Origin of the sequence: Prevotella sp., from assembly GCF_036570325.1 — a bacterium.
Lineage (GTDB): Bacteria > Bacteroidota > Bacteroidia > Bacteroidales > Bacteroidaceae > Prevotella.
The window spans coordinates 1-23,208 of record NZ_DATCYK010000111.1 but is presented as its reverse complement, the minus strand read 5'-3'; the positions used below and the strand labels follow the sequence as shown (position 1 = coordinate 23,208).

The following is a 23,208-nucleotide window of genomic DNA, read 5'->3' as shown; positions in this document are numbered from 1 at the left end:
AATCATATATTATGGGTTAGCCGGCTTTTGAGGTGTTTCCGATTTGGGATCGGTAGGAGTTGGCTCGGGAGATGTTACGACATCAAACTCATCCACGTCACTTTCTTCCGTCTCAAAGGGTTGTTCTACCGGGTCAATATAATTAATGTCGTCTTCAGCACTGCGCATTCCATTGCCTACTTGTATGACAAGAGAATCCTCGATGGATATTCTTTCACCGACAACTACATGTTTTCCTTTCACCAAAACTCCATAAACCCAGTCTTTTTCGCCAGTGACGAATTCCGGATTTCCTAATTTAAAGCCCATTGCGGTCAGCTTTGCCATGGCTTCCCTGAGCGAACTGTTGTCTATAATGTCGGGAAGGGTAAGCGTGGGGGAGTGGTTTGAGTTGATGGTTACATAGATAATGTGTCCCGATTTTACTTTTGTACCCGGTGCCGGACTTTGTTCGAGGATGCAATCAGCCGGTAAGTTCTTGACATATCCCGTATCGCTGACCTCCATTTCCAATCCCTTGTCGTTCAGGATGTGCAGGGCGTCAGCGTATTTCATGTGTTTCATATTGGGGATTTCAATGGCTTCTCCGTGATGGGTATAAAGGTCGAGGCCATATCTTACGCCAAAGATGAGCGCGATTACTACCGCAATCATCGCCAAGATATTACCCCATAAATACCAACTTTTAAACTTCATGATAAATTCTGAAGACTTCATACCATAGATTCGTGTGCACAAAAGTACAAAAAAAACAGAAAGAAGCAAAGATAACTCTTTACTTCTTTCTGTTTTCTGCTAATATTCCGTTTGAGTGGTAATTACTTACCGTGGTGCTCATCAGAAACAGTTAACTTTTTACGGCCGTGTGCACGACGTGAAGCCAATACGCGACGACCATTCTTTGTTGACATGCGCTCGCGGAAGCCGTGCTTGTTTACGCGGCGACGATTGTGAGGCTGAAATGTTCTTTTCATTTTGCTATGTTATTTTATTGTTTATTATTCGCTTTTGAATATCCGCAGGAAACGGACGAAAAGGGCTCAAAGCTGCCTTCGAACCTTTTGGGTTGCAAAATTACTCATATTTTTCTAAATACCAAAGAATAAACGGTTTTTTCATGCTATTTTTTTTGTAATCTTCCCATTTTACCGTAACTTTGCAGCCATATTTTGACACTTTTATCAGAATAATATACATATTGAATATAAAAAATGATTAATTCACAGGAAATTAAAATCGGAACTTGCATCCGTATGGATGGCGGTATCTGGAGATGTATTGATTTTCAGCACCGTAAGCCGGGAAAAGGAAACACAGTAATGAATACAAAGCTGAAGAATGTTGCTGACGGCCGTGTGCTCGAGCGTACATTCCAAGTAGGCTTCAAGTTGGACGACGTGCGTGTTGAGCACCGTCCTTACCAGTATCTTTACGAAGATCCTACGGGATTCATCTTTATGAATCAGGAAACATTTGAGCAGATTCCAATCGCTAAGGATCAGATAACCGGCGTTGAGTTCATGAAGGAAGGCGATATAGTTGACATCGTTACAGACACTTCCGATGGCACAATCCTTTCCGCTGAAATGCCGGTTAAGACCAATTTGCGTGTCGCTCACAGCGAGCCGGGTATCAAAGGTGATACCGCAACCAACGCCACGAAGCCTGCGACATTGGAGACCGGCGTAGAAGTTCGTGTACCTTTGTTTATCAATGAGGGTGACCTCATTCAGGTAGATACACGCGACGGTAGCTACTTGAGCCGCGTTAAAGAATAAAATCCCGCCGGGATTGACGATAGATGTTGGGTGATGGGTGAAATGGTTGGTCAACCATGGCCCTTCACCCAACATTGTTTTTATCATCGCCATGCTGCGTTTGGCATTTATATTCCTATGAAATATTTTGCATAGAAATAAAGAATGGCCTTGCGGTAGTTGCGCTTAGCATTTATATTCCCATGAAATACTCTGTAATAGTACCCGTGTTCAATCGTCCCGACGAGGTGGATGAATTGTTGGAAAGTCTTTTGACGCAATCGGTAAAGGATTTTGAAGTGATAGTGGTAGAGGACGGTTCTACCGTTTCCTGCCAATCGGTTTGTGAGAAATACAGCGACCGTCTTGACCTGAAATATTACTACAAGCAGAACAGTGGGCCCGGCCAGAGCCGTAATTACGGGGCCGAACGGGCTGCCGGCGAGTATCTTATCGTGCTCGACAGCGACGTGGTATTGCCGCAGGATTATTTCAAGAATGTTGACGCCGAGTTACGACGGGAGCCTGCCGACGCTTTTGGTGGTCCCGACAAAGCCCACGATTCGTTTACCGATGTGCAGAAAGCCATTTCTTACTCCATGACAAGTTTCTTCACGACAGGCGGCATTCGCGGTGGAAAAAAGAAGCTCGATAAGTTTTATCCCCGTTCTTTCAATATGGGCATACGCCGTGATACTTACATGAGTTTGGGCGGATTCAGCAAGATGCGCTTTGGAGAGGACATCGATTTCTCCATCCGTATCTTCAAGGCAGGCTATCGTTGCAGGCTCTTTCCGCAGGCTTGGGTATGGCATAAGCGCCGCACTGACTTCCGCAAATTTTGGCGACAAGTGTATAACAGTGGCATTGCCCGCATCAATTTGTATAAGAAATATCCCGAAAGTCTGAAGCTCGTACATCTTTTACCGATGGTTTTCACGGTGGGATGTGCCTTCTTGGGCTTGATGTTTGTATTGGGAATCGTGCTCTTTTTCTTGCTTCCGGCCGGTATGCAGCAGGCCTTGGGCTGTGTCATCAGCCTATTGGCATTGGCCCCATTGGTACTCTACAGCCTGATGATTTTCGTTGACGCTACGCGGGAAAATGGCAGTGCCAAGATAGGACTGCTCAGCATTTTGTCGGCTTTCATTCAGCTCACGGGCTACGGTTGTGGCTTTTTGGAGGCGTGGTGGCGGCGCTGTGTGCGGGGGCAAAGCGAGTTCCAAGCCTATAGCAAGACCTTTTATAAGTAAAAAGGTGGTCCATTATCAATCATGCAAGGCCTATTTATAATAATGTATGGGCCGGCAAGAGGCGTATAACTTATGACAAAACTTACGATTACCGACTGGGCCGAGGAAGACCGTCCACGTGAAAAAATGGAACGACTAGGCGCCGCGGCCTTGAGCAATGCGGAGCTGTTGGCCATTCTCATAGGCTCGGGCTCACCCAAGGAGAGCGCCGTCGATCTGATGAAACGGGTGATGAGCGATTGCAACAACAACCTGAACACGCTCGGAAAGCTGACCATTCGCCAGTTGGAAGCCTATAACGGCGTGGGACCGGCCAAGGCCATCACCATTCTTGCGGCCTGCGAGTTGGGTAAGCGACGCATGATGGAACGGCCCGAGGAGCGTGTCGACTTAGGTTCGGCTACGGCCATATACAACTATATGCACCCCCGCATGCAGGATTTAGACGTGGAGGAGGCTTGGATATTGCTGATGAATCAGAATTACAAGCTCATAAAGGCCGTGCGAGTGAGCCATGGCGGGTTGAGCGAAACGGCTGTTGACGTGAGAGTTATCATGAAAGAAGCGTTGCTCAACAACGCTACCATCATGGCCTTATGCCACAACCATCCCAGCAACCATGCCCAACCCAGCACGATGGACGACCAGTTGACCCAACGAATGAAGAAAGCCTGCGAGCTCATGCGCATTTATTTTCTCGACCATGTCATCATTACCGATGGCCGATATTATTCTTACAACGAGGAAGGACGCTTGTAAGTCCGGCCACGTTACTGATAACTAAGGTCCCGTTTTTAAGCAAATTAGTTCTTACCTTTATATAAAAAGATTAAGCACAATGGATATTCATCAACTTTATGAAATCTATCTGAACCACCCTGTCATTACCACTGACAGCCGCGACTGCCCGGAGGGCAGCCTTTTCATCGCCCTGAAAGGCGACTCGTTCGATGGTAATAAGTTCGCTGCCATGGCGTTGTCAAAAGGTTGCAGCTACGCCATCGTGGACGATCCGGCCTGCGTCGTGCCGGGCGATGACCGCTTTATCCTCGTCGATAACGCCCTTACGGCTTTTAAAGAGTTGGCCCGAGAGCATCGTCGCCGGTTCGATATTCCCGTCATAGGTATCACCGGTACCAACGGTAAAACCACCACCAAAGAATTGATTTCGGCCGTGTTGGCCGAGAAATACGAGGTGATGCACACGCTCGGCAATTACAATAATGACGTCGGTGTGCCCAAGACGCTCATGCGCCTGCAGCCCTCCCACGAGATTGCCGTGGTGGAAATGGGCGCCAGCCATCCCGGCGACATCAAGCAATTGGTAGACTATGTGGAGCCGACATGCGGCCTTGTGACCAACGTGGGGCGTGCCCATTTGCAGGGATTTGGCAGTTTTGAGGGCGTAAAGCGTACCAAAGGCGAGCTCTACGACTATCTCAAGGCCAATGATTGCACCGTTTTCCTCAATGAGAGCAATGCCGACCTCGTGGAAATGGCTCGACAGCGCGAGCTCGACAGGGTTATCAGCTACGGTCAAGGCGACGCTTACCGGGTGAGCGGGGAAGTCATCGGTTGCGCTCCTTTCCTGAAATTTGAGTGGCATGCCGTCCTCGCCGCCGGTTCGTTGCCCGTCACTTGCGAGGTACAAACACAGCTCATCGGCGCTTATAACATAGATAACATGCTGGCAGCGATAGCCGTCGGCCTTAGTTTCGGCCTGACTCCGGAGCAGATTAACCATGCTTTGGAAACCTATGTGCCTACCAATAACCGCAGCCAACTGACCGTTACGCCCACCAACAAGCTCTTGGTAGACGCCTACAATGCCAATCCTTCGAGCATGAACGCGGCCATTGACAACTTCAAGCTCATGGATGTAGCGAAGAAAATGGCCATTTTGGGCGACATGCGTGAGCTGGGCGACGTGTCGGAAGCCGAACATCAGAAGGTGGTCGATAAGCTGCGAGAGGATGGTTTTACGGAAGTGTGGCTCGTGGGCGACGAGTTTTGCCAAACGATCACCGACTTCCGCAAGTTCCATAACGTGGAGGAAGTGAAGGCCGAGATAGCCAAGTGCCGCCCCGAGGATTATTATATCCTCATCAAAGGCAGTAATGGCATAAGGCTGTTTGAATTGCCCGAACTGCTATAACATAAGAAATAAGGTGAAAGCCGCCCCCGCTTCATTGAGCCGGGGCGGCTTTTTTGTGTACTATAAGATAAGGAATAGGAAGAAAATTATCCGCTTCCCATGAAGCTATATCTATCTTTTCTTGTTTTATAAGGTATGGGATAAAAAGAAAGCCGCTCACTCTCCGAAGAGAAGTAAGCGGCATAATGAAAGGAGGAGTGGTGCCACCAGGAATCGAACCGGGGACACAAGGATTTTCAGTCCTTTGCTCTACCAACTGAGCTATGGCACCTTGCATATTTCCTTAAAGCGAGTGCAAAGGTATAGTTTTTATGCGGTATAAGCAAATTTTTCGCAAGAAAATTATCTTATATGGGAAAAATAGCTTATCTTTGCACCCGCAATGAGATTACTATTCGTTAGAAATCAGGTTGCAATCGGGATGTAGCGCAGTTGGTAGCGCACTACGTTCGGGACGTAGGGGTCGCCAGTTCGAATCCGGTCATCCCGACAGCAAGGAAGCAGGTTGAATGATTTCAACCTGCTTTTTTCGTATTCTTTTGTGGCGTGAGGGTGGCTTTGGGGCAATGGGCCTTGGCGCTTGAGGCTAAAGGGGCTTGGCAGCGCTGTTTTCAAAGCAGGCCTTTTACCGTGTGAAAGGCCAGCTTTGAGGTTGTCAGAAGGCTGCTTTGAGCGGGCGAAAGGGCAGTGATGAGGTCAGACAAGTCGGACTGGTCAGACCGGTCGGAACAGCTTTAGATAAATAAATAGCCCGCTTGGCTCTTTTTATTAAAATAGTTTTGAAACTTTAATAGCCAATCTTTGTGGGCACGGGGGATTATTGTATCTTTGCAATAATAGACAACCTAAAACGACATAAACAATTTTCAACATGGAATACGCAGCTATTGAGACCATTCTTCGCTCCTTTTTGATGGAGGGAACCGTTGAGGCTATCAAGCCATTGGGCAACGGACTGATTAACGACACATTTAAAATAACGACACAAGAGGCCGACAAGCCCGACTATGTTTTGCAGCGAATTAACAACGCCGTGTTCACGGATGTGGACTTGTTGCAGCATAACATCGAGGTGGTAACACATCATATCCGCCGTAAATTAGAGGCGCAGGGCACGGCCGACATCGATCGGAAGGTGTTGACTTTCGTGGCCACGCAAGACGGCAAGACCTATGTGAAGGACGAAAAGGAGCAGTATTGGCGCCTTTCGGTGTTCATTCCACGGTCGGTGACGGTGGAAAGTGTGACGCCGGAAAGCTCACGCTATGCGGGCGAAGCCTTCGGACAGTTCGAGGCAATGCTCGTGGACGTGCCCGAAGAGTTGGGCGAAACCATTCCCGACTTCCATAACATGGGTTTCAGGTTGCGCCAACTGAACGACGCCGTGGCGGCCGATGTGAAGGGAAGGGCTAAGGAGGTGAAGGCCGAATTGGACCTCATCGCCGAGCATGCCGAGCAAATGTGCTTTGCCGAGCGGCTCCATCAGGCCGGCAAATTGCCCAAGCGACTGTGTCATTGCGACACGAAGGTGAATAACATGCTGTTCGATGAGGAGGGCAATGTGCTCTGTGTAATCGATCTCGACACCGTTATGCCCAGCTTTGTGTTCTCTGATTTCGGCGACTTTATGCGCACCGCGGCCAACAACACGACCGAAGAAGACGCTTGTTTGGATAATGTAGGTTTCAAGATGGATATTTACCGGGCTTTTACCGAGGGCTATCTGCGTTCGGCCGGCGTGTTCCTGACGGAGGAGGAGATAAGCCATCTGCCTTTGGCGGCGGCCATGTTCCCCTTTATGCAGGCCGTAAGATTCTTGGCCGATTACCTCAATGGCGACGTGTATTACAAGACCCAATATGCCGAGCATAACCTCGTGAGAACCCGAAACCAGTTGAGACTCTTCACCGATGTGATGGCGAAGCTCCCCGAAATGGAGGCTTATTTGGCTTCGATAAGGAAATAACACGTCGTTCGGAAACCATGAACAGTGTGTGGAAAAAGGCGGGTTGGCTGGCCGTCGTGGCGCTCGGGTTGAGCGTTCGGCTGTCGGCGCAGGTGGAAGTGGCCGATTCGGCTGTCATCAATGGCTACATGCGCCATTTCAAGATGGTCATTCCCCAAGGCATGAAGGCCAAGGCTCCGCTGGTGATGGTGCTCCATGGGTATGGCAGCAGCTATCTGAAAAAGAAGACATACATGCGCAAGGCGGCCGAAAGGCATGGCTTCGCGCTCTGCGTGCCCGACGGTTTGAAAGACCCCAAGGGCAAGCGCAGTTGGAACGTGGGCTATCCGCAGCAGGACGGATGGCGTGAGGATGATGTTGACAACCTATGCAAGTTGGCCGTCCGGGTGCAGCGTAAATACGGCTTGAGCAAGGAAAATACTTTCTTGACGGGGATGTCTAACGGTGGTGATATTTGCTATCTGTTGGCCGGTCGCAAACAGTCTACCTTCAAGGCCATGGCTTCGGTGTCGGGACAGCTTATGAAATGGATTTACACGGGGCCGTGGGCCGGGCAGGCTATGCCCTTTATGGAGATTCACGGCACGGCCGATCCCACGTCGCTCTTCGATGGCGACCTGACGGGTGTTGGCGGATGGGGTGCTTATCTGCCGGTAAGAATGGCCGTGAATGCCATGGCGGCCCACAACCGTTGCCTGCAAGTAGAGACCGAGGAGCGTGAGGGGCTGACGCCGACTAACGGCCATAAGGTAACCATCATGCGCTACTCGGGTGGCAGGAATGGGGCCGACGTGTGGTTCTACGAGATAAAGGGCGCCGTCCATAGCTGGCACATGGCCGATATTGACACCGGTGAGGAAATATGGAAGTTCTTTTCCCGATACCTTGTTGGAGTAGTTGACGAGTGAACGAGTAGACAAGTTAACGAGTTGTTTGCTTGCAGTTGACGAGTTTTTAGTTAACGAGTTAACAAGTTGTTTGCTTAGTTTTTGGCTACAGTTTATTAGCTATAAACATAAAACGGATGACCAATGGCCATCCGTTTTTATTTGTGTGTTGATAGAAAGGCTATCAACTTGTCAACTAATAACTTGTCTACTCGTCTACTCGTACACTCGTCTACTAAGCTAATAACTTGTCAACTTGTCTACTCGTACACTTGTCTACTAAGCTAACAACTCGTTAACTCGTCAACTTGTACACTCGTTAACTAAGAAAATTTACTTGATTTTCTCATATACATAAAGCTCATGTACCTCACCGGTGTAGCCTTCTTCGGTGAAAGGACCGATGGGCATGCCGAGCAATATTTGGTTACCACGGTTGTTGAGCACCACAAGATCATCGTTGGTGGGGTCGATAGAGAGGCCCTCTATCTCACCGGCACGGCGGAAATCGCCCATTTCGCGGAAGAGCTGGATGCGTCCTGCCATGGCGCCTGCGGCCACCTTGCCGGGCTTCTTCACAGCCTTAAAATTCTCAACGGACACTTGTGTACCGTCTTTCAAACCGGTATAGGGCACGCTGGTGATGTCGGCCACGTAGATATTGTCGGCAATGCCGAAGGTAGACTCGCCGTCGTCAGCGGCAAAAAGCATTTTACCATCGGCGATAAAGATACCCTGACACCAGTAAGGACATGGACGACACTGCATCTTGGTGTAGTATTTGCCCGTTTCAAGGCTGTAGCAATAAACGTAACGGCTGTCTACCCAGTCGCTCATCCATACCATGTTCTTCTCTCGGTCGACGGCAAGTCCGGAGCATTCTACTTGTCCCGACTCGGCAATCCATGGAATGGTACGTTTCCATTTCAAGGTCTTGGCGTCGTAAACGTCAACGGAAATGTTGTGACCCTGACCGAATTCAAACTTCTCATTGCCGGTATAGATTTCTCCATTGAAGATGTCTATGTCGCCAAAGTGGTTGGCTAATTCAGGATTTTTGAAGGGTTGGTCGTTCTTCATGACGAGGTTGCCCTCCTTATCGTACTTGTAGAGCGCCTTTGTATCGCTCACGTAATAGTAGTCTTTGTCAATGGCAATGCCCTGACGGCCCTTTACCGGGATGACTTTTTTCAACCGATACTCTGTGCCTAAGTGCTGAGCGCTGGCTATCATGCTGACGCAGCAGAGAGCCAACATTAAGAATGTTTTTCTCATTTGTATTTAATTTTGGTTGTTAAATGATTTCTTTATGAAAAAGGTTGGAATGTTTTTAGAATTTGAAAAGACCCATAACTTGGATTTTGCTGGCGCTTGATTTGTCGTTATTGACGAGCTTTGCCTCGTCCTTATACATGGTATGAACGTAGTTGGCTTGGAATTTCAGGCGGGCGTTTACGTGATAGGTCACGCCGAAGAGCAATTGGTTGTAGTTATTGAGGGTAGCTTTATTGACCTTATCGCTGTACATGGAGTATCTTACGATGGGCAACCATGCGCCAATATGATAACCGGCGAGGGCGTAGAAAGCGTCTTCTTTAACAATGTCGGCACCGTCTTTCTTGGATCCGATGTGGCCATATTCGGCACGGAGGTCGAGGCCTTGCGGGTCGTTATACCATGCACCGAAGATGTAACGGGTCATGTCGAGGTTCTTATGCTGTACTGCGCCGATGGTTCCATCGTACTCGCCCCAGTTGAAAGAAGCCTTAACATTGAACTTGTCGATAGGCCGAACGGTCACGGCGGCTACGATGTCCTTGCTCTTGTTGTTGTCATCTTTGTTGGGAAGGGAGCCGTTTGTGACAGAAAAATTGTAGGAAAGATAGTTGAAACCCTTGTCCGAGGGGAGCAAATCGCCCATCAACATGACACCGAGATCACGGCCGTAATCTACGTAGTCGTAGGCAATGGCGTTGCGGCAAACCATGCGATAGCAAACGTCGGAGAAGTCGACGCTCTCGAGCGTGGCCGGAGAGATGTCGTAGTTCTCATAGCCCATGGGGATGTAATACTGACCGGCACGAACCTTGAAGGCGTCGCTTAGCTTGATGGTGGCAAAGGCGTCCATCACCTGAAGATTCTTTTGGCCACGGCCGTTGGTCGTTCCTGAGATACCGCTGAAGGCTTCTATTTGCAAGCGGAAGCTGACATTGTTGCTCACGTTGCCATCGGCGATAAGGCGGAGGCGCTTGGCTTGGAATGAGGAAGAGTGTTTACCGGCGCTGTTGTATTGGTAACCCGTCTGGAGATAGCCCGATATTTTAGGCAATTTCTCTAAGGCTTTTTCCCATCCGGTCTTCTCGGCTGTCGTCTCTTCAGTGGCAGCTACCGCGGCTGTTTCGGGTGTCGTGGCCACGATTTTGCTTTCTTCGGTTGTTTCATGGTTAACGATGTCATTGGCTTGTACTGCTGTTGATACGGCCAAAAGTCCAATGAGGGAGTAAATAAACTGTTTCATAATAAGTTTTTTAAGTTAAAAATAGGATTTTCGTTAGTTATTTTTTCAGTGTAGAATCATAGAATGTGAATGATTCGTGAGGTTACAATATAGTTACATTCTTGTTACAATTACGAAATTAGTGCAATATTTCGTTTGTTATTCTTTTGGCCCCTTGCTTTTCGTTTATTTTAATTAAAATAAACCAAAGTTAAGTTAATATTACCCTATTTTCCTATTTTTATAAAATAACGCAAGCCCGTTCTTTTCGTTATAAAAGAATGGGCTTGCGAAAAATGTAAATAAGATAACTCGTATCTTTCTGTTTACGAAACTATAGTTGCTCTTGTATCTTGATGTTGTCGAGGTAGAGGCGGTTCTTGCCTTGGCCTATTCCCTTGAGGTCCTTGCCCCATTTGGGTCCGCCGATGAAGACTACTTGCGTAGCGGAGGTGGCACCTTTAATCTTGAACTGGAACTTGCTGCCGGCCTCTTTCCATGGGTCGTAGTTTTCACCATGCTCCTTCTTGGGAGAGTCGGGGAATACAGTGATGTCGAAAACGGCCACGGGATAGCTTGAACCTGCTATGTCGATAGTGGCTTTCTTGTCGGCTTCGATGGTACCGGGGCCGATGAGTCCGACGCTCAGCACGCCATCGTCTTTCTTTCCGGTGGTAGCGATGTAACCGATAGATTGGAAAGTCACGGTAACATTAGCCGAGCCCTTGATGGCTGACAAGGCGGGGGATACAAGGTCGCCGGCCACATTGGTCTTGCCTATCTTGGCATAGCCGCGGCCGCCATACATGGCATCGCCGAGTGTGTTCCAGCCCATGGCTTTCTCGGTGTCGTTCCATTTGCTGAACGGAACCTCGGGATAGTTGTAGAGGAAGTCCTCTTTACCTTCCTGCAACCAGTCGAAACGCTCGTTGAGGATAATGCCCGGAGCAGACTGGGTGATGGTGGTCTTGGTGACAAGGTTGCTGAATTCGCCCTCGCCTTGGCAGGTAAGAACCACTTCGCGCTTATCGTCTTCGTTCTTGTCGAAGGCGATGGTGACGCTATTTTCACTGACTGACTCTATCCGGGCCCAGCTAACGTTGTCAAGTGAGGGCTTCCATTTGACATTGGCGTCGACCGTTATCTGTATGTTTCCGGCCGTGGGCAGGGCTACGTAGCCGGTTTCGGCATTGAGAATGGCAAGCGAAGGCACGCTGGCGTCTTGCACGATTTCGAGTGATTTCACTTTTTCATTGCCTGAATATACGTCAATGTGACCTTGGCGGCCAGTGAATGCGGGGTTGGGATCGACCCAATAATAGAAGATTCCGTCATCTTCGCCTTCCGTGATGTAGGTGTGAAGCCATTGACTGTCCTCTTCTGAGGTCCTGATCGTCCAATCGCGGTTGGAGCGAAGGGTGACAGGCGCCATGTTGGTTTTGGTGATACCGGCAATGCTTACGTTGACAGTTTCGAGGTTACCGTCGAAAGCGTAGTAGGGATCGCCGCTGTTTTTGGAGTCGTCAGCGCAGGAACTGAAGCTGAATGAGCCCAGCAGGAGCGCTCCTAATATGAATATGTTTCTTGTTTTCATCGTGATACGGTTTTAGAATTATTTACCTGATTCAATTGCGCTCTTGCTCCACCACACGGGTGTTTTCATGTCATTGGCACCTCCCATGCGCTTGAGCGCGGCCTCGGCGTTGTCATGATTGGTGGCTATGGTTGTGTTAGGATAAGCAAAACGGGTAGGAAGAACGCCGTCGTTCATCCACGACTCGTCTATCTTGAGCTCGGGATAGCCTGTTCTACGGTATTCGGACCAACCCTCCATACCTATCATGAAGGCTGCCAAATAGCGCTGTTGACCAATGAGCTTTAGCTTATTGGCAGCGTCGTCCCATGAAGCGAGGGGGCTCACGAGGAAGTCTTCGATGGCCTCATCGGTAATCGTGTTGTCAGGATTGGTAGCCGCACCAAAAGCAGACCACTTCTTTAGCGAGGCCTTTACGGCGTTGAGATAGTGCGTCTTTGCTGTTTCCTCGCCACCGCTGATCCATCCTTTCATGGCAGCCTCTGCCAAAATAAACTCTACTTCGGCGTAATCCATTAGCCATTCATCGGCTGTATAGCGAACGAAAGAGGTATAATTAAGGTAATCACCGCCACCAAAGTCGCCCTTGTTTTGGTTCATGCCGGTGCCTTTCCAGTAGGCACGGCCTTTCGCCATCTTAGCGATGATAGGTAAACGGGGGTCAACATTCATGTCGACTTTCTCATTAGAGGGTTGCTTGAGCACCATGAGGCCAATGAGATTTGGCGTGGTGCGGTAGACTTCTAAATCGGACTGAGTGTATTCTCCCGGGTCAAACTCGCTGTAGTAGGGGGCAACACCTGAGAAAACCACGGTGGCATTATCGTCGTTGGAGGCGATGATGGGGTAGGATTCGGGCTCTGTGACAATCTGTTTGATCTTCTCTGTCACGGTCGTACTGCCATCGACGGTAGTTTGAGGACGGCCACTGACGCGGCAGAGCAGGCGCAGATAGAGCGAGTTATTGAATTTACGCCATTTCTCCATGTCGAGTTTATACATTCCGTCGAGCGCTTTCTCGGCCTCATTGACGGTAGGTTTGCCGGCATAAATCTTATTGGCAGCCTCCAAGTCGGCGAACATCTGCTTGTAGACATCCTCTTGTGAGTCAAATATAGGGGTCTTGATGCCTTCCGTGGCTTTGAAAGCTTCACCGTAAGGAATGTCTCCGAATACATCGGTCAGTCCATTCGTATAGAGCACTTTCATCGTGAGCGCCACAGCCTCGAGGGCTTTATTATTTTGTATGGTGGCCAATCGGTGCATTTCCACGGAGTTGGTGGCATAGCGTGCGTAGGTATTCCAAACGGAAGTCCAGTTGGCGTCGCCAATATCATACTTGTAAACACGGCCCAGCGAGTTACCGGTCAGCGCGAAGTATTGGGCCAATTCGTTGTTCCAATAGTAGCTGTAGTAAGTCAAAGCGTTGGCGCCGCCGTAGAGCAAAGGCTCGAACATAGAGCTGGCGCTGAGCTTTCCGCCTGCAACCGTTATCTTGTTAGGGTTGGTATTGGTCTGGTCGAAGTTGTCAGTACATGCTGTTGTCATGAGCAGACCACAGGCCAATAGCGCTATTGTTGGGATTTTGATATTCTTCATAATCAATTAGAATGAAAGTTTTACATTGATACCATAGGTTCGAGTCATAGGTGATGACATGGTTTCGATACCTGCGTGGATGTCGGCTCCATTCACCATGGCCGTTTCCGGGTCGTATTGAGGGAAGCTGGTCAGGCAGAACAAGTTAGTAGCATACACGCCGAGGCTGGCGTTTGTCAAGAATTTAGTCTGCTTGCAGAGCTTGGCGGGCAGGGTGTAGTCAAGGCGTACCTCTTTCAGTTTGAGGTAAGAAGTGCTGAAAGTGTTCTCTTCGCCGTTGTCGCGGTTCCACACATACGTATTATAATAGGTCTGCGCGCTGGCAAATACCGTGTTGTTCAGCGTGTAAACACCCGGTTCGCCGGTGGCTTGCACACCTTCTACGACCATTCCGTCGTAGCGTCCTTCGAGTGAGTTCTTTAACTTGCCTTGGTAAGACAGCGCAAAGTTGGTAACAGAATAGCAATGGCCGCCATACTGTCCGGCAAAAGCCATGGAGAGATTGAAGTTCTTGTAGCGAATGCTGGTGTTCAAACCACCGGTCCAATCGGGGGTAACCTTTCCTAAATCAATCAACTCACTCTTGTCAAGCGTGGGATAACCTTGCTTGTTAATGACTTTCATGCCGCTGCAGTCTATCTTGTTTCCCTTGTCGTCAAGGTAGTAAGAACCTTCCGGGGCACGTGTGTAGCCGTGGCTGTAAAGGTGATACATTTCCTTACCTAAGTAGGAGTAAACATATACACGGTTGCCGATGGTGGTACCCATGTCGGTCTGATAGGGAGTGGCGGGGTCCCAACCATCTTGCAGTCTTTCAAGTTTGTTCCAGTTCTTTGACCAGTTTATGTTGACGTTCCATTCCCAATCACGTGTCTTAACGGGAGTGAAGCCTAAGGTAAACTCAAGTCCCTTGCTGCTGATCTCGCCCGCATTGATGGTATAACCTGTAGCTCCGGTGATTTGATCGGCGGCTACAGAGACGATCTGATTGGTGGTGCTGGTGGAATAAGCGGTGAAGTCGAAGCTGACGCGGCCGCCAAACAATTTACCTTCCAAGCCACCTTCCCAACTTTCTTGGTTCTCTGGTTTGATGTTAATATCGGGTATTGTGCCGGAGATAGTGTAGCCGCCATAGTATTTGGTGGCGTTATAATAGCGGTCAAGGGTATAGGGTGATGTGTCGGTACCTACGTTAGCCCATGACAGTTTGAGCTTGAGCATGTCTACCCACTGGGTTTTCTTGTTAAGGTTAAGGACCTTATCGAGCAGGATACTGGCTGAAACAGAAGGATAGTTGTACGAGCGGTTGCCTGCGCTTAAGGTACTTGACCAGTCGTTGCGGTCGGTAAGTTCAAGGTAATAGGTATTGTCCCAACTGAAGGAAGCAAAGCCGTAGAAGCTGTTTACTTTCTTCTTGGAATGATAACTGAACACGTCGGGACTGTAACCGGATGGAACATTGTACACGTTATATACGCCATCGTTCTGCAAACGGTTCAAAGTGACGCGGTTGTTATAGTATTTGTAGTTGAGACTGTTGCCTCCGAACGAAGCGGAAAAGCCGAGACGGTCGCCAACTAACTTATTATTGACGTATGTAAATAGGAAATCGTTGTTGATGTTGTAGGTTCTTGTGGCTTGCTCACGGTAGAATCCTTCTTGATACCCTGATGTATAGAATGGTTTTTGCTGCGTTCTCCACTGGTCAGTAAAGTCGAGTGAGGAGCGAAGTTTCAGAGTCAGACCTTTCATAAGGTGGATATTGAGCGATACATTGCCATAAATACGGTTCTTGTTCATGGCGTTGGTCTCTTCATAGATATTCCTATAAGGATTCAAGGGCTGGTCAGAGCGGTAGACAACGCTTTTTCCGTGCTCACCTTTTCCATTAAAGTTCTCTAACGTGTAGCGTCCGCCGAAGTATTCGTCGGCATAAACAGAAGCCGGTTGGTTGGTATATGCCATAGTAAGGGCATAGATAGGGTTCTGTGAGGAATAACCGGTTGCGGGAAGGTTGTTGCTTCGTTTGTTGAGGAAATTCACACGACTGCTCACGCTGATGTTCTTGCTGATGGGACTGTCGAAGGCAAGTGCGATGGCGTCGCTGGTGTAACCGGTGTTTGGCATAATCCAATTGTTGCGTGTATCGGTAAGCGATACACGAGCGTTAGTGCCTTTTCCATTGCCTCCACTGACCGTTATGCTGTTTCTGTAGGTGGCACCTGTCTCGAAGAAACCGGTGTACCAATCATCCGCATATTGCCATGGAAGTTTGGTAAACTTACCCGTTTCCCAATCTTTTGAAAGGTATTGATAGCGCAATTGGTTAGAATCATATTTCTCACCAAAGGCATAGCGTGAAATGTGATCGGTCGTTGCGATACCGTCGGGGGCCTCTTCGGCCGTTAATTTCCAGAAACTGAAGGGCTCACGTCCCATGTCGCTACCGGGTCCATAGGTCTTTTGGAAGTCGGGCCAATAGCCTGCTTTCTCAAATGTGACGGAAGAGTTAAGGGTTACGCCCCATCCTTTCTTACCGCTTCCGCCTTTGGTTGTGATGACGATAGCGCCGTTACCGGCCATTGAACCATAAAGAGCTGTGGCGGCAGCACCCTTCAATACGGTTACTGACTCTATGTCTTCAGGGTTAATATCGCCCGCGCCGTTACCGAAATCCACGGGCGCATCCTGATTGCTATAGGTGGCTCCACTACCCGTGGAAACCGTTCCGGAGGTAACGGGCACGCCGTCTACCACAAAGAGTGCTTCACTATTACCGTAGTTCAGTGAGTGATCACCACGCAAAGTCACACGCATCGAACCCATGGGACCGGTACCGGCTTCGATCATGGATAGACCTGCAACCTTTCCTTTCATGCCATTCATCCAGTTGCCGCTGACCGTTTTGTTCAAGTCTTCGCCTGAAACTTTGGAAACGGAGTAGCCCAATGACTTTTCTTCACGTTTGATACCAAGCGCTGTTACGACAACATCTTTGAGCGTCTTGGCGTCCTCTTGCATGATGACAGTGAGCGTGCGCTTGTTACCAACCTTCACTTGTTGGGCGTCATAGCCTATATAAGTGAAATTAAGAATGGGCTCTTTGCCTGTTACGGTGATGGTGAAGTTACCATCAATGTCGGTGATGGCCCCGCCTTTGGCGCCCACCTGTTTAACAGTAACACCAAGCAGGGGTGTAGTGCCGTCAGCGTCGAGGACCTTACCCTTTACTTGTGTTTGAGCAGAGAGTGACATTGCAAAGACACAGAACAGTCCAAGCAAGATCATGTGCTTTAGATTTGACAATTGCTTCATATCGCTTTAGATTTATAAATTATACTTTTTTATTGTTGTAATTCTTATAGGTAGGTTTTATTTCATGTATGTATCAAATGCTTTAGGCCTTGCCATGGTCTCCTCGAAAGTGTTTCCAAAACTGTCCGTCACTTTAATATGGAGCGTTGATGTGGCATTTGAGGCCTTTACTTTAAATAGGTGTGCGGTGCGTGTTGTGACAAAAGCGCCGGTAGGTTCCTTGTTGTCGGCACATCTTGGGGCCTCATAGCAGAGGATGTGGAGTGGATCATAGCCTACCGTTCTTCTGACAGTTAGCGGTTTACCGTCCTCGGTTACTTCTATGTTCCATCCTTTATCGAAGTTCCAAACATTGATAAGAACCTCATTGTTGTTATTGGTTTTGTTATAACCACGGGCATAAGAGCTGAATAGCTTTGTGTTTCCATTTACTTGTTCCGGGCTTATATATACTTTGTTCAGGTCGTATGTTCTGAACTGATAGCCTTTGTCATGGCCCTTACTCTTGTAATACCACTCCAAATTGTTGTCGTTAAATAGGTAAACGCCATAGCCTCCGGGCGTTCCGTCACGACAAATGTGCTGTCGGTTGTTGGTTAGTTTGTTAGTCCACCACCATGTCGCGCAGATGGCACTTGTGTTATGTTCGTGGATATTATTCAGTTTTGCTATGTTATAGTTGTCGTGTGTGTGGCCTGAAAGCACTTGGACGTTCTTGAATTCTCTCAAAAGGTCGGTAAATTCCTGCGCGTTATCCAATTGATATGTGGCAGTAGGATTGCCCAATATGTCTAAACCGGGCGACCGATAGAGTGGTGCGTGGAACGCGATGACCAACGGTTGTGTCTTGTCTTTCACGAGTGCCAAGTCTTTTTTCAGCCATTCCATCTGTTCTTTGATGATGGTCGTATTATAACTTCTGTCACCTATCGTGCCCAAACTTCCACCATTGTTCAGATATTCTATATTGTCAAGGACCACATAATGAGAGTTTCCCGCATTGAAGGAATAATAAATGGGGAAACAATCAATGAAAGCTTTCTCGGCCATCCAGTCATTTGCGTAATAAGGGTCGTTGTCATGATTGCCCATGCAATGGAAAACCGGAGCGTCGATTTTCTTGATTTGCTGTACGGCCTCCTTGATATTGAATTGTCTCTCATACCAATATACATCCCAGCTTTCGTCTCCCAAGCTCAGTCCGTACACCTTATAACCTTGTCGTTTGAGCCGGTCTATCGTCTCATTAATGTCCGAGGCAACCTCCGCAAACTGCTTCAGGTCATCGTTGCGGTTGGCCAAATGGAAATCGGCCATGGCCACAATGGCATGTTTTTGGTTATCGACTTTTGTCAAAGTAAAGTCATGCTGTTCCACCATATTGGCTTTAATGCTGTTTACTTTCCTGAAGAAGTCGGGCATGTTTCCGTTTTTCGTTGCCACCTCATAGCCTGCCGGAATGGTGATAAACACGTAACCGTATTTCTTCTTGGATGGTAAATAGTAGACACCCTGCTCATTCGTGGTTGTCACTTCTATGCCATCCGACACGACTACTTGTGCCACGGCCTTGCCCTCGCAGGTTATTTTCCCCTTAATGGTCATGCCTTGTTTGTCGGGAATGCCCGTGTTTACTTCGGGTTTAGGGGTAGGCTCCTTCTTATTTTCATTGGAATCAGAACCCGAGCAAGCCGTTGCGCTCCAGCCAAACATGCTGCAAAAGAGCAGCAATGTGATGGCATACGTAAATTTCCAAAGCCTTTGATGTGTCTTCATCGGTTAGTTTTATTTTGTTTATTCTCCATGTGATTTCAGCAACAGTTTGCCAAATTCTTCTATATTCAGCGCTGTGATGTCGGGCTGACGCTCATAGTCGAGAGACATCTCCAATGTAGTTTCACCCGATAAGACGAGCACTCCCAGTGAACCGGCGTTCTGTGCAGTGGCCACATCCGTATAGATACGGTCTCCGCACATGGCGATTTCATCGGATTGCAGCCCGTATTTGTCGCGTATACAGTAGAGCATGTTAGGGTTAGGCTTACCTATTACGAGGTCAGGCTGGCGTTGGGTCGCCCCTTCTATGGCTTTGCAGATAGAGCCACAGTCTACCAATATCGTTTCCTCATCGGTGGGACAAACCCAGTCGGGGTTGGTAGCGATGTAGGGAATATCCTTCTTTGAGGCCCACCAAGCCGCACGGCATAAGCGTGAATACTCCAGTGTCATGTCGAAAGCCACCACTAATATATCGGGCCTATCGCCGGCGTCATCCTTGCAGAGCGTGAATCCTGCTTTCTCAAATTCGGCCTGCATGCTCGGCGTTCCTAAGCAAAACAGCCGTTTGGCTTCGGGATGATTCAAGTGAATGTAGTCAATAGTCGCTATCGAAGAGGTGTACATCTGCTTTTCCGTAGCCTCAATTCCCAGTCGTGCCAGCTTAGCCAAGTAGTCCTTGTTGCTTTTCGTTGGGTTATTCGTCAGGAAAGAATAGGATATGCCATGCCGTGTGAGCATGTCGAGAAAGCTCTTTGTATAAGGAAACAGCGTGCTTCCTAAATAGATGGTACCATCCATGTCAAGCGCCACATGCTTGATTTTGGCGCACGCCTCCATCAGTTTTTCTTCCGATAGGGGCGTGATGTATTTATCAAAATGGGTCATAAGCGATTATTCTTCGTCGTAATTGATTTGTTGACTGCGTGCGTAACCGTCGCGGGGAGCCTTCCACATCGAAATGAGAATGAACATACCGATGATGGCAACGATGATAATTGTCTCGAAAACACGGGTCCATCCATAGATGTCGGCTACATAACCTACGAGCAATCCGCTGAATCCTGAGCCGATGTAGCCTAATATTCCGGCAATACCATTGGCTCGTGCCGAGGCTTCTTTCGTGGCCTGATTCCCCAGTTCTATACCGATGAGCGCCTGCGGGCCGTAAATGCAGAATCCCGCTCCAATGAGAACGGCAGCCGTAACGGTTATGCCGGCGTCTTGGGGGAGGAAGCGGAAGATGGTCATAAAGATGGCCGCGCCCAGCATGCACATCACACACATGCGGTGGCCCTTACCATTGAAGAGATGGTCAGTGGCCCAGCCGGCAAACAAGGTGCCCACGATACCGGCTATCTCAAAGGCCGCTACCGTCCATCCGGCGGTGGAAATATCCATTCCTCGGCTCTCCGTGAGGAATTTAGGTCCCCAATCGAGCACACCCATACGTACCACATAAACAAACATATTGGCTATGCAGAAAGTCCATACCCAACGATTTTGCCACACCATCACCTTCTCAAACTTCTTGCGAGCTTGCTTGCTCATGCTCTGTGAGTAGCCACCCAGCGAGGTGTCGGGCAGGTCGGGCAGGTTCACATCCTTAGGCTCATCGCGCAGACCTATGAAAATAAAGATGGCACCGCATACGGCCAAGCAGGCCGGAATCCAAAAACACCATTTCCATGCGCCGATGTGAGCGGCATAGGTCAGGGCTTGTGTGGCGGCATTGGCCACGTCGTTGTTTGATAGGTTGGCGGTAATTTGACTTACAACCTCGGCGTTATCGCTCATGTTGGTACCCATCGTGCCCATGATATAGCCACAGACTATCACGGCGCAGGCGGCGCCAATGGAGTGCGACGTGTTCCATATCGACATCTTGGTAGCCAACTCGCTGGGGTGAATCCAGTGGGGCAGAATGCGGGCGCATGGAGGATAGCCCATACCTTGGCAATACTGGTTGAAGATAATGGTGATACCCATGAGCAGAATCAGCGTGCTCGTAAAGTCGGGACCACTCGTTGTGCCCGTGAACACTTGGCTCAGGTTGACGCCGAAGCCAAACGCGAAGTTGGCCACAGCGCAGAGCAGCAGTCCCACGGCCATGACGATTCGGCCTTTCACACGGTCAACCGTGTAGCCGTTAATGAAGCGGGAGAAACCATAGACCAATGAGCTGGCGAAAATAATCCAGCCAAAGCTCTTGTTGGTAATTCCATATTCAGCCGTCAGACCCGGCATGGCCAAAGAGAAATTCTTTCTTACAAAGTAGAAAGTGGCATAGCCTATCATGGTTACCAAGATGGTTCTCATCTGCCAGCTCATGAACTTCTTACGTTGATTGCCTAACGAACTGTAGACATCTACTTTTTCCATAGTGTTGATAGATTGTTGTTGTTATGTGTTTATTTTTGATTTTTCTTGATAAGGTATTGCTCTTCCTTGTAGGTAAGGCCCATGAAAAGGATAGATAGGATGCAGGCTCCTATCAGCAGGATGAACGTCCAGCTCCATCCCGCGGCGTCGGCCACATAGCCTATTACCACGTTGGCCAGCAGGGCGGTACCCAATACGTAGCCCATGAACCCCGTTAGTCCGGCGGCTGTTCCGGCGGCGTTTTTAGGCGCTAAGTCAAGGGCTTGTACGCCAATGAGCATGACCGGACCGTAAATAAAGAAGCCGATGGCGATAAGACAGATTATCACCACGTTGATGTTGTCGAAGTTCTGCCAATATATAAAGATGAATACGGCCACGATGATCATAAAGAGAATGGTGGGCAATGCCCTGCGACCATTGAACACACGGTCCGAAAGCCATCCGCAGATGATGGTGCCGGGGATGGCCGCCATTTCGTAAGCAAAGTATGCCCAGCCCGCGTTTTTGAGGTCAATGCCCTGCTCTGTCAGGATGGTGGGTGCCCAGTCTAAGCATCCATATCTGACCATGTAGACAAAAGCGTTGGCAAAGGCGATGTACCAAAGGAATTTATTGGTGAGCACGGTCTTGAAAATCTCTTTCGTGCTGAGCACTTCCTCGGCTTTCTCATTATAGGTCTTGCCATAGTCATTACGCCATTTCTCAATGGCGGGCAGCCCGCATGACTGCGGCGTGTCACGAATCAGGCAGTAAGCTATGAGGGCTATGAGAATGGCCACGCAGGCCGGGAACAGATAGGTTCCTATGAGAAAGTAGCGTTGTTCGTCGGCGCCGTAGAACCAATTGCCAAACCATATAGCCCCATAAACGGCCATGGGACCTACCAAGGCGCCACCTACGTTATGGGCACAGTTCCATATCGACATCCATGTGCCGCGCTCCTTTATGCTGAACCAATGGGTCATCACACGGCCGCAAGGAGGCCATCCCATTCCGTTAAACCAACCCACGAGGAAGTTGAGCACGGCCATCAGCGTAATGGCAAGCCCTTTACTGTCGGGGCCGAGGTACTGCACGGGCACTATCATGAACATCATCGACAAGGCGGCAAGCACCAACCCCAAGGGCAGGAAGCGGCGGGCGTTACTGCGATCGGACACGCTGGCCATGATGAATTTAGAAAAGCCGTAGGCGATAGCGTTCATGGAGAGTACCACTCCCAGCTCCCCTTTCTCAAAACCGAACGGGGCCAGCATAGGAATGGCCATGGAGAAATTCTTGCGAACGATATAGAAGCCGGCATAGCCAATGAATATTCCCAAAAACACTTGCCATCGCAAGGCTCTATAACGTGCGTCGGCCGCGGGGCCGGATTGTTCTGCTTGGTAAGCAGGTGGTGCTAAAAAGTTCCACATGATGGGTTAGGTTTTAATTACTTTCTATTTTAGCTGAGTGCAAAGTTACTAATTATTTAGGTTTTGGTTTTGTACCAACTATTACATTCTTGTTAATTATGGCCTTTTTCAGGCTCTTGTTTGGCTGTTGAGTTGTCGTGTTTTCTCCACGTCAAGGGCCTTTGCGATTATGCTGATAGGATTCTCCACGGCGTAGCCCGTCGACATTTCTATTTGCCATTTGCAGGTCTCACAGTCGGTCGAAACGCAGTCGGGGTTCACCTCTTTTATTTGTTTGAAAACGGGAGAGCCTATCTTTTGTGAGCGCTCGTAGTTCTCTTTCTTGAATCCGTAGGTGCCCGCTATGCCGCAGCATTGGCTCTCGAGCATTATCAACTCAAGTCCGGGAATCATCTTCAGCAGGCCCGTGGAGTAAGGTATCCATCCCAATTTCTCCATGTGGCAGGCGCTGTGATAGGCCGTTTTCATTTTGAAATCATCACGGAAGGCCAATTTTAGCTTGCCGTCCTCTATCATGCGGTAGAGCCACCGGGTAGCCAGCGACAGGCTGTCACGCACGTCGCTGTTGTCTATTCCGAGCAGGTGGCTGTATTCATCACGCATGGTGAA

General features: G+C 48.9%; 18 protein-coding genes and 2 tRNA genes. 7 read left to right on the top strand and 13 right to left on the bottom strand.

Going from position 1 to position 23,208, the window contains the following annotated elements:
* Window positions 1–9: 9 nt before the first annotated feature.
* Window positions 10–717, bottom strand: a complete 708-nt coding sequence (locus VIR50_RS10380) for a PASTA domain-containing protein (protein ID WP_331935056.1) — start codon at window positions 715–717, stop codon at window positions 10–12.
* Window positions 718–818: 101 nt separating this feature from the next.
* Window positions 819–974, bottom strand: coding sequence for a 50S ribosomal protein L34 (gene rpmH / locus VIR50_RS10375; protein ID WP_021994181.1), 156 nt, complete (start codon window positions 972–974; stop codon window positions 819–821).
* 237 nt (window positions 975–1,211) lie between these two features.
* Here rpmH and efp point away from each other — a divergent pair, with 237 nt between their 5' ends.
* The 4 genes from efp (at window position 1,212) to VIR50_RS10355 (ending at window position 5,165) form a co-directional block, all read left to right on the top strand.
* Window positions 1,212–1,778: an elongation factor P gene (gene efp, locus VIR50_RS10370; RefSeq protein ID WP_331935055.1), complete on the top strand. Its 567-nt coding sequence runs from the start codon at window positions 1,212–1,214 to the stop codon at window positions 1,776–1,778.
* A gap of 182 nt (window positions 1,779–1,960) precedes the next feature.
* Complete coding sequence (locus tag VIR50_RS10365) at window positions 1,961–3,010, top strand: glycosyltransferase (RefSeq protein WP_331935054.1); 1,050 nt, start codon at window positions 1,961–1,963, stop codon at window positions 3,008–3,010.
* A gap of 72 nt (window positions 3,011–3,082) precedes the next feature.
* Window positions 3,083–3,769 carry a RadC family protein gene (gene radC / locus VIR50_RS10360; protein ID WP_331935053.1) on the top strand — a complete coding sequence of 229 codons (687 nt, stop codon included), beginning with the start codon at window positions 3,083–3,085 and terminating at the stop codon, window positions 3,767–3,769.
* A 79-nt stretch (window positions 3,770–3,848) separates the two neighbouring features.
* Complete coding sequence (locus VIR50_RS10355) at window positions 3,849–5,165, top strand: UDP-N-acetylmuramoyl-tripeptide--D-alanyl-D-alanine ligase (protein WP_331935052.1); 1,317 nt, start codon at window positions 3,849–3,851, stop codon at window positions 5,163–5,165.
* A gap of 198 nt (window positions 5,166–5,363) precedes the next feature.
* On the opposite strand, the gene VIR50_RS10350 is transcribed toward VIR50_RS10355, so the two are convergent.
* Window positions 5,364–5,436: transfer RNA gene (locus VIR50_RS10350), tRNA-Phe, on the bottom strand.
* 146 nt (window positions 5,437–5,582) lie between these two features.
* Here VIR50_RS10350 and VIR50_RS10345 point away from each other — a divergent pair.
* From VIR50_RS10345 to VIR50_RS10335, 3 genes are all read left to right on the top strand, one after another.
* Window positions 5,583–5,655 (top strand) — tRNA-Pro (locus VIR50_RS10345).
* A 381-nt stretch (window positions 5,656–6,036) separates the two neighbouring features.
* A complete protein-coding gene (locus VIR50_RS10340) occupies window positions 6,037–7,131 on the top strand; it encodes a phosphotransferase enzyme family protein (RefSeq protein WP_331935051.1) in 1,095 nt (364 codons plus the stop codon).
* Between the two features lie 17 nt (window positions 7,132–7,148).
* A complete protein-coding gene (locus VIR50_RS10335) occupies window positions 7,149–8,039 on the top strand; it encodes an alpha/beta hydrolase family esterase (RefSeq protein ID WP_331935050.1) in 891 nt (296 codons plus the stop codon).
* A gap of 312 nt (window positions 8,040–8,351) precedes the next feature.
* Here the strand turns inward: VIR50_RS10335 and VIR50_RS10330 are convergent, their stop codons facing one another.
* The 10 genes from VIR50_RS10330 to VIR50_RS10285 all read right to left on the bottom strand — a co-directional run.
* Complete coding sequence (locus tag VIR50_RS10330; RefSeq protein WP_331935049.1) at window positions 8,352–9,293, bottom strand: hypothetical protein; 942 nt, start codon at window positions 9,291–9,293, stop codon at window positions 8,352–8,354.
* Window positions 9,294–9,348: 55 nt separating this feature from the next.
* Window positions 9,349–10,536 carry a porin gene (locus tag VIR50_RS10325; RefSeq protein ID WP_331935048.1) on the bottom strand — a complete coding sequence of 396 codons (1,188 nt, stop codon included), beginning with the start codon at window positions 10,534–10,536 and terminating at the stop codon, window positions 9,349–9,351.
* Between the two features lie 313 nt (window positions 10,537–10,849).
* Window positions 10,850–12,109 (bottom strand): BACON domain-containing protein, encoded by a 1,260-nt coding sequence (locus tag VIR50_RS10320; protein WP_331935047.1) that lies wholly within the window; start codon window positions 12,107–12,109, stop codon window positions 10,850–10,852.
* An 18-nt stretch (window positions 12,110–12,127) separates the two neighbouring features.
* The gene (locus VIR50_RS10315; protein ID WP_331935046.1) at window positions 12,128–13,708 is read right to left on the bottom strand and encodes a SusD/RagB family nutrient-binding outer membrane lipoprotein; all 1,581 of its coding nucleotides are present in this window, start codon (window positions 13,706–13,708) and stop codon (window positions 12,128–12,130) included.
* Window positions 13,709–13,714: 6 nt separating this feature from the next.
* Window positions 13,715–17,023: a SusC/RagA family TonB-linked outer membrane protein gene (locus VIR50_RS10310; protein WP_331935045.1), complete on the bottom strand. Its 3,309-nt coding sequence runs from the start codon at window positions 17,021–17,023 to the stop codon at window positions 13,715–13,717.
* A 57-nt stretch (window positions 17,024–17,080) separates the two neighbouring features.
* The gene (locus tag VIR50_RS10305; protein ID WP_331935044.1) at window positions 17,081–18,799 is read right to left on the bottom strand and encodes a calcineurin-like phosphoesterase family protein; all 1,719 of its coding nucleotides are present in this window, start codon (window positions 18,797–18,799) and stop codon (window positions 17,081–17,083) included.
* Window positions 18,800–18,817: 18 nt separating this feature from the next.
* Window positions 18,818–19,687, bottom strand: coding sequence for an HAD-IIA family hydrolase (locus VIR50_RS10300; protein WP_331935043.1), 870 nt, complete (start codon window positions 19,685–19,687; stop codon window positions 18,818–18,820).
* A gap of 6 nt (window positions 19,688–19,693) precedes the next feature.
* The gene (locus VIR50_RS10295) at window positions 19,694–21,181 is read right to left on the bottom strand and encodes an MFS transporter (protein WP_331935042.1); all 1,488 of its coding nucleotides are present in this window, start codon (window positions 21,179–21,181) and stop codon (window positions 19,694–19,696) included.
* A 29-nt stretch (window positions 21,182–21,210) separates the two neighbouring features.
* A complete protein-coding gene (gene pgtP / locus VIR50_RS10290; protein WP_331935041.1) occupies window positions 21,211–22,599 on the bottom strand; it encodes a phosphoglycerate transporter protein PgtP in 1,389 nt (462 codons plus the stop codon).
* 108 nt (window positions 22,600–22,707) lie between these two features.
* On the bottom strand, window positions 22,708–23,208 hold a 501-nt coding region (locus tag VIR50_RS10285; protein ID WP_331935040.1), incomplete at its 5' end, for a heterodisulfide reductase-related iron-sulfur binding cluster.